This window comes from Pseudoalteromonas sp. SR43-5 (genome assembly GCF_014163835.1).
Classification (GTDB): Bacteria; Pseudomonadota; Gammaproteobacteria; order Enterobacterales; family Alteromonadaceae; genus Pseudoalteromonas; species Pseudoalteromonas distincta.
In genome coordinates, this window is sequence record NZ_JACJEA010000012.1 from 34,661 (window position 1) to 50,669 (window position 16,009).

Here is a 16,009-nt window from a genome sequence, read left to right on the forward strand (position 1 = left end):
AATGCACAAAGCGGCACTAAGCCGCTTTAATAAAAAAGAAAAATAGGTAAAAAATTATAGCGATTTTTCTATATCTTCTTGAGATGTATGACGAATATCTTTGCCATTTACAAAATAAATAATGTATTCCGCAATATTTTGACAGCGATCACCTATGCGCTCTAATGAACGAACAGACCAAACTAAGTCCATAATTTTAGGGATTGAGCGTGGATCTTCCATCATATAAGTCATTATTTGACGTGTGATAGCTTCATATTCACGGTCAACTTTTGCATCTTCTTTATGTACTTGAAATGCGCGCTGCACATCCATACGTGCAAATGCGTCTAGTACATCATGTAACATCTTTAGAACTTGGCGGCCCATATTCTCAATATTTACTAACAAGTCTTGTTGATCTTTAGTAAATGAGTCTAGTGCAACTTTAGCAATTCGCTCAGCTTCATCGCCAATACGTTCTAAATCTGCAATAGTTTTTGCAATTGCAATCACTAAACGTAAGTCACTTGCTGCAGGCTGACGACGAGCAATGATACGCGTACATTCTTCATCAATGCTGACTTCCATTGCATTTACTTTGTAATCGTTCTGACGTACCTTTTGAGCAAGCTCAGCATCGTTACGACTCACCGCATCAAGCGCGCTATTTAATTGCTGCTCAACTAAGCCACCCATACTCAATACATGGTTACGTACATTTTCTAGTTCTTGGTTAAAGCGCCCAGAAATATGCTTATTAATATTATGTTCCATAGTTACCTTCTCTCTTAATCTTGTACAACACGCTATAACGGGCTAATTAACCGTAACGACCGGTAATGTAATCTTCAGTCTTTTTCTTCGTTGGTGTAGTAAATAAGGTATTTGTGTCTGAGTATTCAATCAATTCGCCCATATACATAAAGGCTGTTTGATCAGATACACGCGCTGCTTGTTGCATGTTGTGTGTAACAATAACAACGGTAAATTTGTTTTTTAAATCGTTTATTAGCTCTTCGATTACCAAAGTAGAAATAGGGTCGAGTGCTGATGTTGGTTCATCAAGTAAAAGTACCTCAGGCTCAATTGCAATTGAGCGAGCTATAACTAAACGTTGTTGCTGACCACCCGATAAGCCAAACGCGCTATCGTGCAATCTATCTTTTACTTCATCCCACAAAGCAGCACCACGAAGTGATTGCTCTACTACTTCATCTAATTTACGTTTCTCTTTAATGCCTTGTAAGCGCAGGCCATAAACTACATTTTCATAAATTGATTTAGGAAATGGATTAGGGCGCTGAAACACCATGCCTACATTACGACGAAGTGCTGCTACATCTACGCTCTTATCGTAAATATTTTGACCATGGAGTAATATTTCACCTTCAATACGGCAAATATCAACCAAATCATTCATGCGATTAATACAACGCAGTAATGTTGATTTACCACACCCAGACGGCCCGATAAACGCAGTTACTTGGCCTTTAGGAATGTTCATATTAACTTTATTAAGCGCCTGCTTATCACCGTAGTAAAGATCGAGGTCTTTAATCTCTAGCGCTTTTTGATCATCCGTTAAATTTTCTAGGTCTAACTTTTGACCAATATTAGCTTGGTTTACTTGTGGAGCGACTGTAATCATTTTTGTTACCTATAAAATCTTTACTAATTAGTGTTCAAGCGATCTGAATTTTTCACGTAAATGGTTACGTATACCAATGGCCGTTATGTTTAGGGTAATAATCACCGACACCAATAAAAAGGCAGTGGCGTATACCAGCGGACGTGCCGCTTCAACATTAGGGCTTTGGAAGCCAACATCGTATATATGAAAGCCTAAGTGCATGAACTTTCTATCTAAGTGAAAATACGGGAAGTTACCATCAAGTGGTAATGTAGGGGCCATTTTTACAACGCCTACTAACATTAATGGTGCAACTTCACCTGCAGCACGCGCAACTGCCAGTATTAAACCAGTCATAATTGCAGGGCTTGCCATTGGAATAATTATGCGCCATAACGTTTCAACCTTTGTTGCGCCAAGCGCTAGTGAACCGTCACGTACGGTACTTGGAATACGAGATAAGCCTTCCTCAGTCGATACAATAACAACTGGCAAAGTTAATATAGCAAGCGTTAACGCCGACCACATTACACCTGGCGTACCAAATACTGGCGTTGGTGCCGCTTCAGGGTAAAATAATTGGTCTAAGCTACCACCTAACATGTATACAAAAAAGCCGAGGCCAAACACACCGTACACAATTGAAGGCACACCGGCCAAGTTAATCACCGCAATACGAATCATCTTAGTGACTGCATTTTTAGCGGCATACTCGTGTAAGTAAATTGCAGCAACAACACCAAACGGCGTCACTATTACAGCCATCAGCATAACCATAAACACAGTACCAAATATAGCAGGGAAAACACCGCCCTCTGTATTTGCTTCACGTGGGTCATCAGATACAAACTTACCTAGCTGCACAAAGTAGTGCCCTAGCTTTGCAAAAAAGCCCATATCATTTGGAAACCAAACATCAAGTACTTGATACATTGGAATCGTAACTACTTCACCGCGCATATCTTTTACAGTTACGTGGTCACGTTTAGCTTGTTTACGTAGTGCAAATAAATCTTTTTCAAGTACACCATACTGCGCACGTAATTCAGTACGCTCTTGAGCAAGCTCAGCAACACGTTCATCAGTGAGTGCGTTATCTAGTAAGTAGCCCTTTTCTTTTAAACGAAGACGCTCAAGCTCATAGTTAATATGCCCAATGTCACCATTTTGTAAATCAAGTGCTTCGTCGTTTAAATCCACGGCACGCTCTACAAGTTCATGTAGAGCTTCAATTTTATCGCCTTCGACTGGTTTACCATCTTTAATTACACTTTCAACATAACCATAAAAATTACCGTTTTTACTACGCTCAAATACAGCAAGCGTTGCAGGCGTTGTTTTATTTTTAATGTCGGTTTCTAATATCCAACGAAAGTCTAAATCTACATACTCACGATTACCTGTTTTAATAAGTAAGCGCTCTATTTCTTCTTTTTCAAATCCGCTAACGTCAATACCTGTCGCGGCTAAACGCGTTTTTGGTACTAATTCACGGTCATAAACTTCGCCAATAACGGTTTGTTTTGAAATTGACCCTTCAAGTTCAAACTGCACAACTTCTGAAGGCCAGAAAAAACTTAATCCTTTCCAGGCTATCATTGCTAATAAGCCTAGAACTGAAATTAAACTGATGCTCACTGCACCACCGGTCATCCAAATCCAAGGAGAACCAGACTTAAACCACTGCTTTACCATGTCATGTCTCTCCGCTTACATTGAGCTATATTTTTCACGCAGTTGCTGGCGAACAAACTCAGCGACTGTGTTAAAAATGAATGTGAATATGAATAGTACAAAGGCCGCTAAGAACAATATTCTGTAATGCGAACTACCTACTTCTGACTCAGGCATTTCAACTGCAATATTTGCTGCAAGCGTACGCATACCTTGGAAGATGCTCCAATCCATAATAGGTGTATTACCCGTTGCCATAAGTACAATCATGGTTTCGCCAACGGCGCGGCCAAGTCCCATCATTACCGCAGAGAAAATACCAGGGCTTGCTGTTAGTAATACAACACGTATTAGTGTTTGCCACTGCGTTGCACCTAATGCTAATGAGCCATTTGATAAATGCTTTGGAACACTAAATACGGCGTCTTCTGCAATTGAGAATATAGTTGGAATAACTGCAAACCCCATCGCAATACCTACAACCAGCGAGTTACGTTGATCGAATGTCATACCTAGCTCATTTGTTAAGTACTGACGTACATTGCCGTCAAACATCCAAAGCTCAACAAATTCACTCATCGCAAACGAAAACCAGCCAATAAGTAAAACGACCGGAATAAGGATAATTGAATGAGATCCTTCAGGAATTCGATGACGGATTTTGGTTGGTAATTTAGTCCAAGCTAAACCTGTCGCTAACATACCTAAAGGTAATAATATGAGTAACCCAACAATTGCAGGTAAGTGCTCTTCTATCAAAGGAGCTAACCAAAGACCGGCTAAAAAACCTAAAATAACGGTTGGTAATGCTTCCATTATTTCAACAGTAGGCTTAACTACCTTACGTAATTTACTCGACATAAAGTATGCCGTGTAAATTGCCGCCGAAAGCGCAATAGGCACTGCAAATAACATCGCATAAAGGGCTGCTTTTAATGTACCGAACGAAATTGGCACTAATGAAAACTTAGATTCAAAGTCATCACTGGCTGATGTTGACTGCCATATATAACCTGGCTCTGGGTAACCTTCGTACCACACTTCTTGCCAAAGCGCTGACCAAGTGACTTCTGGATGCTCGTTATGTATTTCTAATACTGTTAGTTTGTTATCCGCCAAAATTAATGCAGCATTTGAACGCGGTGAAATTGCAAAGTTTTGTATTGCGCCTTCACTTACTTTACCTTGCCATAATTTTGCTTCGCTTGTTGTGTAGTACACCCCAAGCTCACCGTTACTGCTGGTCGTAAAAAAAGTACGACGGTAGAACTCTGTAAATACATTTAATTTACTTTGCTTAGTCGTTTCAAATGAACGTATTTTTTCATATTCGCGGCCAGTGTCAGTGTTAACTTCAAACCACTGCGAAACTTCGCCGTTATCATTGGCAAGCATTAATGAGTTTGCACCTGCTAGTAATTGTGCAGATACAATATTGGCATTTTCTTCGTTAGCTGAAAGTAGCTGAATTTGCTCTACATCACTTGGGTCACGTGTATCGTATACGTAAACTTGATTAGCAGAACGTACAAAAGTACGGGTTGTATCTGGCGACATTAATAGCTCATCTACACGCCCTTCAACATCTAGCTCTGTGCGCTCAACAACCCACTCAACTTCGCCAGTAAACATATTCTCTTCAGCAACAAAACTGCTAAACAGCACCCGTTTGTCTTCTGTAAGTGCGACAACAGCTGTTCTGTCTTCATAGTGGCTAAATGCAAAGCGTTTAATAGCTGAGCCTTGTTCATCTACTTCCAAAGCCATTTCCCCAAGAGGAAAGTCTAAACGAGGCGTTAATTTACGCTCATTATTAGGAAAGGTGACCAAAAATTTAGGTGCTACGACCATTACAGTGCCATCTTTTAAACCAAACGCATAATACCCTTGAAAAGGCGCGCTAGTTGCAAAGCTTGTTGCATCACTTGGTAGCTCGGCGTTTAATGTTTTAAGCTTTTTACCAAAGCTGCCATCTTGCACACTGTAAAAATCAACCTGACCTTGCTGACTGAGTAAATAAGCAACTTCAGTTTGCTCTTCTACACCTAGGCCTGCTATTTGCTGCGAATTAGCGACCTGAAAGCTATCGCGTTTTTCTACTTTTGCTGATTCAAAAATTGGCTGTACTACATAAAGAAGGTAAAAGAATATTAATAGCAGTGCTACCAATACCATTATCCCACCTGCGGTTATACCAAATTTGGCAAACCGATCTTTAAATAGACGGCTTCGATCCGTATTAAAAGTCGGTTTATTCGGATTTGAAGTCATCAAAACACCCTTAAATCTTAACGTTGTATAAATTATATTTCATCAAGATGACAGTAATGTTACAGCAGTAATAATAAGCACGTTAAAACGGTTTTAAATAAAACTAGCGAAGAAAATCGCTAAATAAGTCTCATATAGATGATTTTTAAGTGAACTAAATTATAAAATAATTGGACAAAGCATTTATCGAGGTCAATACTAAAAGAGTACTTACTAAATAAGAATGACTATTAATACCGCGTATAGTCAACACAACCACATTCAATTTTATTATTTTAAAATCAACGATTTATAAAAGTGCAACAATACACAATTTAGATTAGACAATACACTTAATGCCTATGCATTTACTTTCTTTGGGCTTAAAAAGAGAATTATTTATGAAGCAGTTGGTTATAACTATTCTAGGGCAAGATCGCCCTGGTTTAGTAGAGAGTATCTCATCCGTCGTGTTACAAAATCATGGCAACTGGCTAAGCAGTAACTTAAGCCATTTATTAGGTCATTTTGCAGGTATTATTCAACTTGAAGTTGCTGAGGAGCACTTTCAATCACTACAAAGCGCTTTAAATAAGTTACCTAAGTTAGACGTTCGAATTGAAACCGGAAACACAGAAATTGAACCATCAACATTAGAACAAATCAATCTGGTTATAACAGGTAACGATCGCCCAGGTATTGTTCAAGAGTTGGCGAGTGTAATACGCCACAAAGGCGCTAACATTACTCATTTAAATTCAAGGCAGCAAAGTGCGCCTAATTGGGGGGTGCCTATTTTTAGCGCTGTTGCTACCGTTACTTTACCCAATGGTATGAATAAAGACGAAGTCATTGAAGCATTGGAATCAATAACAAGTGATTTAATTGTAGATACAGAAGAAGTTTGATCTCCCTAGGTGCGTGCCACACTGTTGACACGCATATTATTTTAGCCAGTTTATCAAAGCCCTCTGCGGGTTATTTAACGCAGACATAAAATAAGCCGATGCAAGCATCGGCTATTTTGAATAGTTATCTTATAAAGCTACATATCCATATGACGATTCGTACTTTGCATCATTTGCTTTATACCTTGCTTTTCCAGCTCTAGTATTTGTTGCAGCTTTTCTTGGCCACTTTGAGTTTCAGCGCGCTCAAGTAAGTATTCGTATAATTCAATTATTTTTTGATGCTGCTCTGATAAATAAGCTTGAATAACTTTCTCATCAAATTGCTGGTCTTTACTAATGTCTTCGAAAGTAATTAGCTCAGGATTTTTAGCAAAGTATTCATAACAGTACGTATCGAGCGTATTTATTTCGGTTATCGCTTTAAACCCGACTAAATCTTCAGCGAGTTTTTTTTCGTAATTTAGGTAGTAGTCCACCAGCATTGCATTATGTTCATCGAGTAAATCCTTTACGCTATGAAAATTAGCCGCCATTTGCGTATGAAACAAAACGGTCCAATCGTATACCTCTTTAATTGTTTTAACTTGCATGTGCATTCCTTACTTAGTTGACTGTATAGGTACTACACTGCGTAAAGCGTGCCAATTAAAAAACCATTTAAAAACAGAAGGTTAATTTTAAAATAGATATTAGTTAGCAATTTAATAGAATAACTTACAAATTATAGGTAATTTTTATAGAGCAATGCGTGGGTAGTAACCGCACTGCTCTATCGTCTTGTTGCTTTATATTATTTAAGTCCTTGTTTGCGCCACAGTAGGTAAACCGCAGGAATAACAAGTAAGGTGAGTACAATTGCACTGCCCATACCGCCAACCATAGGTGCAGCTATTCGACTCATTACTTCGCTTCCGGTGCCTGTGCCATACAGCACAGGTAGCAAGCCAATAATAATTGTCGCGACAGTCATCATAACCGGGCGTACTCGAAGCCCTGCACCTTCAATAATAGCTTGCTGTAATTGCACTAAACTAAGTGGCTTATCTGCCTGCTCTGCTTCGATGCATTTTTCTTGATAGGCTTGGTTTAAATACACCAACATAATGACCCCAATTTCTACCGCTACCCCAGCTAAGGCAATAAAACCTACACCCACTGCAACTGAAAAGTTAAAGCCCTCTAAATACATTAGCCATACGCCACCAATCATTGCCAGTGGCAAAGTAGCCATAATAATAGTGACCTCAGCAAAGCTTCTAAAATTAAGATAAAGCAACACAATAATAATCGCTAATGTAAGTGGTAATACATAAGTCAGTTTGTCTTTAGCGCGCTGCATGTATTCATACTGCCCAGCCCACGTAATTGAGTAGCCAGCAGGTAGTATTAGGTCCTTATCGAGCACTTGCTGAGCGTGCTCAACGTAAGTACCAATATCAACGCCATCTATATCAATAAAACTCCAACCGTTTAAACGTGCATTTTCGCTTTTTATACCAGGCGGTCCATCTTCAATAAATACATTGGCTACATCACCAAGTGCTATACGCTGCCCTGTAGGCGTTACAATGGGTAACAGCATTAGCTCTTCTGGCGAGTCTCTGTATGCTTGCGGGTAACGCAAATTAACTGGGTAACGCTCTTGCCCTTCTACGGTTTGAGTTACGTTTGTACCACCAATTGCAGTAGATACAACTTGCTGTATGTCGCTAATATTTAAGCTATAGCGCGCGGCTTTTTCACGATTTATATCTACTTTTATATAACGTCCACCGGCTACTCGCTCTGAGTAAACCGATGCAGTGCCTTGCACATCTTTCAATAACACTTCTATTTGTTGACCAATTTTTTGAATTTCACTCAACTTTGGTCCCGCAACTTTAATACCCACAGGGGTTTTAATACCGGTTGCGAGCATATCAATACGTGTTTTAATTGGCATTACCCACGCGTTCGTCAACCCCGGAAACTTAACCAAACCGTCGAGTTCTTTTTTAAGTTTTTCAAGCGTCATACCCTCGCGCCATTCGTTTTTTGGTTTTAACTGAATAAACGTCTCTATCATTGTAAGCGGCGCAGGATCTGTTGCTGTTTCTGCTCGCCCAACTTTACCAAATACTGTTTTAACCTCGGGCACTGTGGCAATTAACTTGTCGGTTTGCTGTAGTATTTCGCGCGCTTTACCTACCGATAAACTAGGATACGTTGTGGGCATATACATTAAATCGCCCTCATCAAGTGGCGGAATAAATTCACTGCCTATTTTGTTTACCGGGTAAAAGCCAATAACAGAAACAACCACCGCGAGTACCAATGTCATTTTTGGAAATTTAAGCACCCAGTTAAGTAGTGGGCGATACGCTGCGACGAGTAATCGGTTAACTGGATTTTTTTGCTCCGAAATAACTTTACCTCTAATAAAGTAACCCATTAATACCGGCACTAAGGTAATCGCAAGCCCAGCAGACGCTGCCATAGCATAGGTTTTAGTGTAAGCCAGTGGCGCAAACATACGTCCTTCTTGCGCTTCTAAAATAAATACCGGCATAAAGCTGACGGTAATAATTAATAAACTAAAAAATAATGCAGGACCCACTTCACTCGCCGATTTAGCCACAACTTCCCAGCGGTTTTCGTTGGTAAGGGGCGTATTTTCCATATGTTTGTGCATATTTTCAATCATGACGATAGCGCCGTCGGTCATTGCACCTATCGCTATTGCAATTCCTCCTAAAGACATAATGTTGGCGTTAATCCCCTGCCAATACATAATTATAAATGCCGTTAAAATGCCAAGCGGTAACGTAATAATTGCCACCAATGATGAGCGCACATGAAACAAAAACACCACACACACTAAAGCAACTACAATCAGCTCTTCAATTAGCTTACTTGTTAGATTATCTACCGCGTTATTTATTAAGTTGGAGCGATCGTACACAGGGATTATTTCAACGCCCTCTGGTAATCCCTTTTTAAGTGATTCTAATTTTGCTTTTACCAGCTCAATAGTTTTTTGTGCATTTTCGCCATAGCGCATAATAACGATGCCGCCGGTCACTTCGCCTTCGCCATTAAGCTCTGCAATACCACGGCGCATTTGCGGCCCGACTCTAATATCGGCTACATCACGCAATTGCAGCGCAGTACCATTAGCGTTTACACCAAGCGGAATAGCTTCTAGGTCGGCAACACTTTTAATGTAGCCTGTGCTTGTTACCATGTATTCAGCTTCAGCCATTTCAACTACCGAGGCGCCCATCTCTTGGTTGCCTTGTTGAATCGCCGTTTGAATAAGGCTAAGCGGGATACCATATGCACGTAATTTATCAGGCTCTACATTGACTTGGTATTGCTTAACCATGCCACCAACAGCAGCCACTTCAGATACACCGGGCACAGTTTGTAGCTCAAACTTTAAAAACCAATCTTGTAAGCTTCGTAGCTGACTAATATCGTGTTTATTTGTTTTATCAATTAGTGCGTATAAGTAAATCCAACCTACGCCTGTTGCATCAGGGCCAAGCTCTGGCGTAGCGCTATCGGGCAATCGGTTTGCTGCTTGGCTTAGGTATTCTTGTACTCGGCTACGCGCCCAATACAAATCAGTTTTTTCGTCAAAAATAACGTAAACGTACGAGTCACCAAAAAACGAAAAACCCCTTACAGTTTGTGCACCCGGCACAGAAAGCATTGCAGTGGTGAGCGGAAATGTAACTTGGTCTTGCACTACTTGCGGCGCTTGCCCCGGGTAAGTAGTTTTTATAATGACCTGAACATCAGATAAGTCAGGTAAGGCATCCACGGGCGTATTTTTTAGTGCAAACAATCCTCCACCCAGTAAAATTAATGTAAGCAACAACACAAAAAAGCGATTGCCAACAGACCAACGAATAATGGCAGTTATCATAATGGCTCCTAGTGAGAACTGTGTTGCATAGGTTGCATAGTAGAATGATCAATCGGCTCTGCGTTTTGCGCGTTAGTAATTACAAATTCATCATTAATAATGCTAAAAGTAAAATTAATATACTGGGCATTTTCAAACTTGGTAATATCAATATCTGGCGCTAATACAAAGTCCATTGTGGCGGGTTCTCGATTCCATTTTTCAATGGCCTCTCGACTAATATTAATAATGCGATTTTGTGTATCTATGGCATTAATAGTGCCGTTAACCGTGGCGCTTTGTGGCTGTATATCCATGTTCATATTTGAGTCTGAACCAGAATCCGAACTCATACCTGAGCTAATGCTAGAACTAGGCATTTCCATTCGTTTAAAGTCGGAGCTCTTACTTGACTCAGAATCTATTAAAAATTGCGCTGAGGTCACTACCGTGTTACCTGTCGTCACACCTGACAAAATGACCGCTTCATTACTATTAATTTGCCCAACTTCGACTTCTACCGATTTAAAACGACCCTCACCTAATGCAATAACCACACGGTTTTGATGCTGCGTGCGAATTACCGCTTCTTTAGGGACTGTAAATTGCGCTTTACTCGCCTTAGCGTGAATGCTCACTTGTGCAAACATATTTGGTTTTAACCGATGATCTGCATTTTCAAACCTGAGTCTTACACGCAGCGTTCGGTTTTTAGCATCAAGCGCGGGGTAAATGTAATCAACCTTACCTTCCCACTTTTGACCTTTTAAGTAATCAAGCGTCATTGTAACGGGCAAGCCCACGCTCACTTGTTCTGATTGGCGTTCAAACACTTCTGCCTCTACCCAAATTTCATCAAGCTGAGCAATACTCATCATTGATGTGCCTGGTTTAACGTAAAAGCCTTCTCGTACTGTTAGCTCATCTACCACACCACTTTGCTTTGCGTAAAAAGTAATATTTTGCATTATCTTTTTATTTTTTTGTAAGCGCTCGATAAATCCATCAGACACATTTAACGACTCTAAACGTGCCTTTGCTGCGCGAATTAACACTGTATTATTACGATTAACCGCCAATAAAAATTCTTCCTGTGCATTCACCAATTGTGGGGAATACAAAGTATATAAAGGCTCACCGGCTTTAACTTGTGCACCTTGCGCTTTAACATATAAACTTTCAATCCAGCCCTCTACACGCGGATGAATGTGAATAAGTTGGTCTTGGTTATATTGCACATAACCCACAGTATTTATATCGCTGTGAAGTGTTTTAAGCTCTACTTTGGCAGTTCTTACACCCAAGTTATTAACTACTGCAGGCGAAATAGTTACTGCACCTGGTCCATCCTGAGCGTTAGTATCGCTTTCATACACAGGGACTAAATCCATTCCCATTGGCGACAACCCTGGTGCGTCACGCCTGTAATTACTATCCATAGGGGCTACCCAATATAAGGGCTGTTTGTCAGCGCTTTGTTGTTCATTCATTGCCGAGTTGCTAGGTAAAAACTGCATTACTAAGGCGCCAATTAACGCAAATGCGCCCGCACCGATTAAGGCAGCAACAAGTAACTTTAAATTAGTATTCATTATGTAATTCTCCAGTTTTATCGCTCATTACTTGGGGGTCTAAGCTACTTGCATAATAATTAAGGCGAGCGGTAATAATATGCTGTTCTACTTGAATATTAAGCGCGTCTATTTTGGCGTTAAGTTCACCAATGCGCGCGCGCATCACGTCAGAAAAATCCCCATCGTCGCGCGTATAAGCATTAAGTGTTGCTTGAGATTGCTCTGACATTTGCGGTAATAACGTATTTTGATAAAGCGCATCGCGTTTTTGCAAACGAGCGAGTTGGCTAAACTCCTTAAAGTACATGCCTTTGAGTTTTTGAAGCGCCACCAGCTTTTGTGTTTTAGTAGCTTCTGCACTAGCAATAGCCGATTTAACCTGTTGATCTTGTCTGTTATCAGTAAACAATGGCAAATCAATGCTAAATCCTACTGAAAGTAAATCAGCTCGCGACTCCCCCATAGGCGTTTCATCTCGGTAACCATAACCCACATTAACGCCCATTTGAGGTTTGTAACTTTGCTTGGCGAGTGCAACTTCGGTTTGCTTTGCGGTGACGGTTTTTTCTATCGCAATAATTGCGGGATGCGCCATAAGCAACTGTATTAATTTATCAAATTCAAGGTTTGCAAAATCAACCAGCCCTGTGGTTTTAGTAAATTCGGCATTTAAAGGCTGCATAAGCATATTCATAGGTAACCACTGTGCTAAACGGTTTTTAGCACTTTCAAATTGCTGCTCAAGCATAACCAACTTATCTTCAAGGCGAGTGAGTTCTAATTGCGCACGAATAATATCTTGCTGGCGTGTTTTACCTAAGGTACTTGCGTAGCTTGCTTCGGTAACTTCAATAAGCTGAGTAAATAGCCCTTTATCTTGCTCAATTAAAGCAATACTTCGCTGAGCACGATACGCGTTTAACCACGACTCAATCACAATTGCTTTTACTTGTGCTAAGCGATCGGCGCGCTGCCAAGAATATTGTTGAGCAGACTGAGCTAATGCCTTTTGTTTAAGCGCTAAACTATTCCCTCGGCTAAACTTTTGGCTCAAATCGACTTTAAGCTGCGTCATCCCTTCTTGATCAAACGCATAACCGTTAGTAGGTAAGTTAAGTAAGCCAACCGTTAAAACAGGATCGGGTAAGGTGCCTGCGGCAATACTTTGTGCTATTGCGGCATCTTCTTGGTAGCCACTCGCTTTTAGCCATGGCTCATGCGTTAGTGCATAATTAAGCGCTTGCGTTAAGCTAAGCGTTTGCTCATTGCGGGCTTGCTTTAGCGTATCGATATTTAGGTTATTTGAATTGTTTTGCGCATTAACAACTGTGCTAAATAACACAACACTACATAATACGGCTTTAATACTTACAGCGTGGTTCATCACCTGCTCCATCTAAAAATAAAAGAAATTCTTAAATTAGGAAGCAAAAAAGGTGTTTAGGAGTTTTACAAAAACCTTTTATATCAATTTCATTGAATTAATGATCTATTATTGCGGTAGGAAAATTGCTCTATAACAAGGAAAAAATTACGCAGTATAGTTGCTTTATATAAGTAATTTTTAACGCAGTTAGAGAGGTATTTAGTTCCTAGAATGAGCATGTTTTCAATAAAATTGATATTACACCTATCCTGCTATTAAGCAGACATAGGAGGGCGGTAGAGTGAACGAGGTATATTAATTTGTGTAGTAAATACACTTATATTTACTTTTTCAGATTCAAGTAAAGTAACGCTAAATAAAGTATCAACATTAAGCATTGAATTAGCAGCGCAGCCACTGATAGGGCATTTGCAATCATTCTGTGGCGTACTTTCGTCGTCGCAACAATCCATCTGCATCATATTTTCAGACATGCTAGCAACAGCTGTTGCATCACTACTGTGTGTCATTGGCATTTGGGCATGCATTGCTGTTTTCGTTGGCAAATGTGGCATTTCGCATACCATAGCTACAGACGCCACTGCCTGACCCACAAAAGTGAGCAGTAAAGTTATCATGAGTAAACTAGAGTAAAAACGTTGCAACATTATGCCTTTTAATAAATTTTAAAATGATTGTAAGATAACCTAACGGCAACCACAAATACTTTAATTATGTAGACTGCGGTTTATCAGGTGTTTTAATTAAGTTACTCGCGATAATTGCAAATATACAATATGCGCTAAAATACCAAAAACCCTCACCAAATTGTGCATTCATAACAAGTAGCTCACCACTTTTACCATGAGCGTTACCTGCTAGGTAAGTCACTATTAATGCAATAACAAATACATCAACCATGCTCCACTTACTTAATGCACAAATAACCAGACCGAGCTTTTGCTTCAACCCATTCAAAGGTAGGCAACAATAAAGCAATTGTAATAGCAGCTTCAAGCTTGGAATAACAATAGAAAACAACCCCACTAAAGCAGCTACAAATAAATTATTATTGCTAGAAAGCTCTTGAACTGTGCCTAAAATACTTTGTGTTTTGTTATAGGCGCTAATCTCGCCCTCTAACTTATCAAGCCCTAGCATATTCGAGAACATCATTAGCATGCTACGAGTCCGACCATCACCCTCTTCAGCAAGCATTTCAATGCCCGCTTGCGCTAATTTTGATTTATCTATGTTGCCCTCTATTGTTAATACTGGTTTTGTAATACCAGGAAACAATAAACAAAGAGCAACCACTACACTTATAACCGACAACCAATTACGCATATTTATTCTGCTATTGCCTCAATAATGTCATCACTGTATAAAACAGCATCCAATAAAAAATTAAATATATCGCCAATATGCAGCTCTGAGTTTATGTTGGCCAAATGGACCATAGCTTCATCTATATTATCTAATTCAAACTCTTTTATAAGCGATAAACAGTTCCCTAAGATGCCGCTCTCTAATAGTAACGCATCAGATATTGCAGCATCTAAAGTAAACTCTTTAACTATATCTTTTAATTCAGCATCTAAAATAGCATCAAGCACCGAGAACAAACCCACCAGATACCCTTGCTCGGTCAACTCTTTATTATTTTGCTCCAATATTAGCGACATAAATTGAGCCCGCGTTAAAGCAAGCTTAGTTAATTCGGTTGGTTTTTCGACCCCTAACTCACTAATTGCTAATACGCGAACAAATTGTCTTATTGTGTCCTCACCTAAATAAATAACCGCTTGTGAAATAGACGTAATGACTAAATTTGCTTTGCCTGAACGCGCGTTAGCTAGCTTTAAAACCCTCGCTGTTATGGCGACATCTCTGGCCACTCGTTGATGAACTTCTTTAAAGCAAAGTGTTTCTTTTGCTGTAAAACGCAATAGATCAAAAACGGTTAGCTTTGAAGGCTCTACACCTTTATACGTAATCATTTCTGGGCGAGAAAAAAAGAACCCCTGAAATAAATCGCAGCCAGCCAATTTTAATACATTAAATTGTTCATGCGTCTCTATTCGTTCAACAATTATTTTTGCATGTGGATTTGCGCGTTTTATTTTTTTAATGCGCATATTGGTTTTAATAACCGGATCATCTATCTCAATTTTTATGTAATCAACATGTGCTAACAGTGGCTCCCATTTTGGATCGCCATCGTAATCATCAAGTGCAAAAACATAGCCTTCTTTTTTAAGTTCTTGCACACGCTCAGCCACCGCAGGAATATTACCCGTGCGCTCCACTATTTCAATAACACTATTTTCTGGCAATAAAAGTTTGGGGAAGTTATCGAGAATAGTTTCTGATGACAAGTTTATAAAAGCTAAATGATGTGCGGTAAGTCTATCTAAACCAACCAACATTAAAGCATTAAAAAATAGGCGGCTTGTCGCATGGACATCAGAAGTGCCTACAGGAAACGCATTATTGGCTGAGTCTCTATAAAGCAATTCGTACGAGAAAACATTCTGGTCTATATCAAAAATAGGTTGCCGCGCAACAAACTGAGTTATTTTTTGTACTTCATCAGGTATGTTATGTAATTTCACTTGGCTCTAAACCTATAAATAAAAGATGGCAAAACAGCCAATAATATGTGTACTTTAATGCAACACGCATAAGATAAATATAGTCGTCATTGCAAAAACGTTAAAATTACACAACACT

General features: G+C 39.6%; 12 protein-coding genes. 1 reads left to right on the forward strand and 11 read right to left on the reverse strand.

What is annotated here, in order from left to right:
• Positions 1–54: 54 nt before the first annotated feature.
• The 4 genes from phoU to H5090_RS08935 are packed head-to-tail and all read right to left on the reverse strand — an operon-like array spanning position 55 to position 5,557.
• Positions 55–756: a phosphate signaling complex protein PhoU gene (gene phoU / locus H5090_RS08920; RefSeq protein WP_007586465.1), complete on the reverse strand. Its 702-nt coding sequence runs from the start codon at positions 754–756 to the stop codon at positions 55–57.
• A 46-nt stretch (positions 757–802) separates the two neighbouring features.
• Complete coding sequence (gene pstB / locus H5090_RS08925) at positions 803–1,630, reverse strand: phosphate ABC transporter ATP-binding protein PstB (RefSeq protein WP_002957840.1); 828 nt, start codon at positions 1,628–1,630, stop codon at positions 803–805.
• 27 nt (positions 1,631–1,657) lie between these two features.
• A complete protein-coding gene (gene pstA / locus H5090_RS08930) occupies positions 1,658–3,307 on the reverse strand; it encodes a phosphate ABC transporter permease PstA (protein ID WP_182695506.1) in 1,650 nt (549 codons plus the stop codon).
• Between the two features lie 15 nt (positions 3,308–3,322).
• Positions 3,323–5,557: an ABC transporter permease subunit gene (locus H5090_RS08935; protein WP_024597535.1), complete on the reverse strand. Its 2,235-nt coding sequence runs from the start codon at positions 5,555–5,557 to the stop codon at positions 3,323–3,325.
• Between the two features lie 380 nt (positions 5,558–5,937).
• On the opposite strand from H5090_RS08935, the gene H5090_RS08940 reads away from it, so the two are divergent.
• A complete protein-coding gene (locus H5090_RS08940; RefSeq protein ID WP_002957843.1) occupies positions 5,938–6,444 on the forward strand; it encodes a glycine cleavage system protein R in 507 nt (168 codons plus the stop codon).
• Positions 6,445–6,581: 137 nt separating this feature from the next.
• Here H5090_RS08940 and H5090_RS08945 read toward each other — a convergent pair whose 3' ends face one another.
• The 7 genes from H5090_RS08945 to H5090_RS08975 form a co-directional block, all read right to left on the reverse strand.
• A complete protein-coding gene (locus H5090_RS08945) occupies positions 6,582–7,037 on the reverse strand; it encodes a hypothetical protein (RefSeq protein ID WP_182695507.1) in 456 nt (151 codons plus the stop codon).
• Positions 7,038–7,237: 200 nt separating this feature from the next.
• On the reverse strand, positions 7,238–10,357 hold the full coding sequence (locus H5090_RS08950) for an efflux RND transporter permease subunit (protein WP_182695508.1): 3,120 nt from the start codon (positions 10,355–10,357) through the stop codon (positions 7,238–7,240).
• 8 nt (positions 10,358–10,365) lie between these two features.
• A complete protein-coding gene (locus H5090_RS08955) occupies positions 10,366–11,928 on the reverse strand; it encodes an efflux RND transporter periplasmic adaptor subunit (RefSeq protein ID WP_182695509.1) in 1,563 nt (520 codons plus the stop codon).
• Positions 11,918–13,294 carry a TolC family protein gene (locus H5090_RS08960; RefSeq protein WP_182695510.1) on the reverse strand — a complete coding sequence of 459 codons (1,377 nt, stop codon included), beginning with the start codon at positions 13,292–13,294 and terminating at the stop codon, positions 11,918–11,920. The genes H5090_RS08955 and H5090_RS08960 overlap by 11 nt, the downstream gene beginning before the upstream one ends.
• A gap of 257 nt (positions 13,295–13,551) precedes the next feature.
• Positions 13,552–13,914, reverse strand: coding sequence for a hypothetical protein (locus H5090_RS08965; RefSeq protein WP_259395075.1), 363 nt, complete (start codon positions 13,912–13,914; stop codon positions 13,552–13,554).
• Between the two features lie 94 nt (positions 13,915–14,008).
• Positions 14,009–14,623, reverse strand: coding sequence for a paraquat-inducible protein A (locus H5090_RS08970; protein WP_182695511.1), 615 nt, complete (start codon positions 14,621–14,623; stop codon positions 14,009–14,011).
• 2 nt (positions 14,624–14,625) lie between these two features.
• Complete coding sequence (locus H5090_RS08975) at positions 14,626–15,891, reverse strand: EAL domain-containing protein (protein ID WP_182694109.1); 1,266 nt, start codon at positions 15,889–15,891, stop codon at positions 14,626–14,628.
• Positions 15,892–16,009 lie beyond the last annotated feature (118 nt).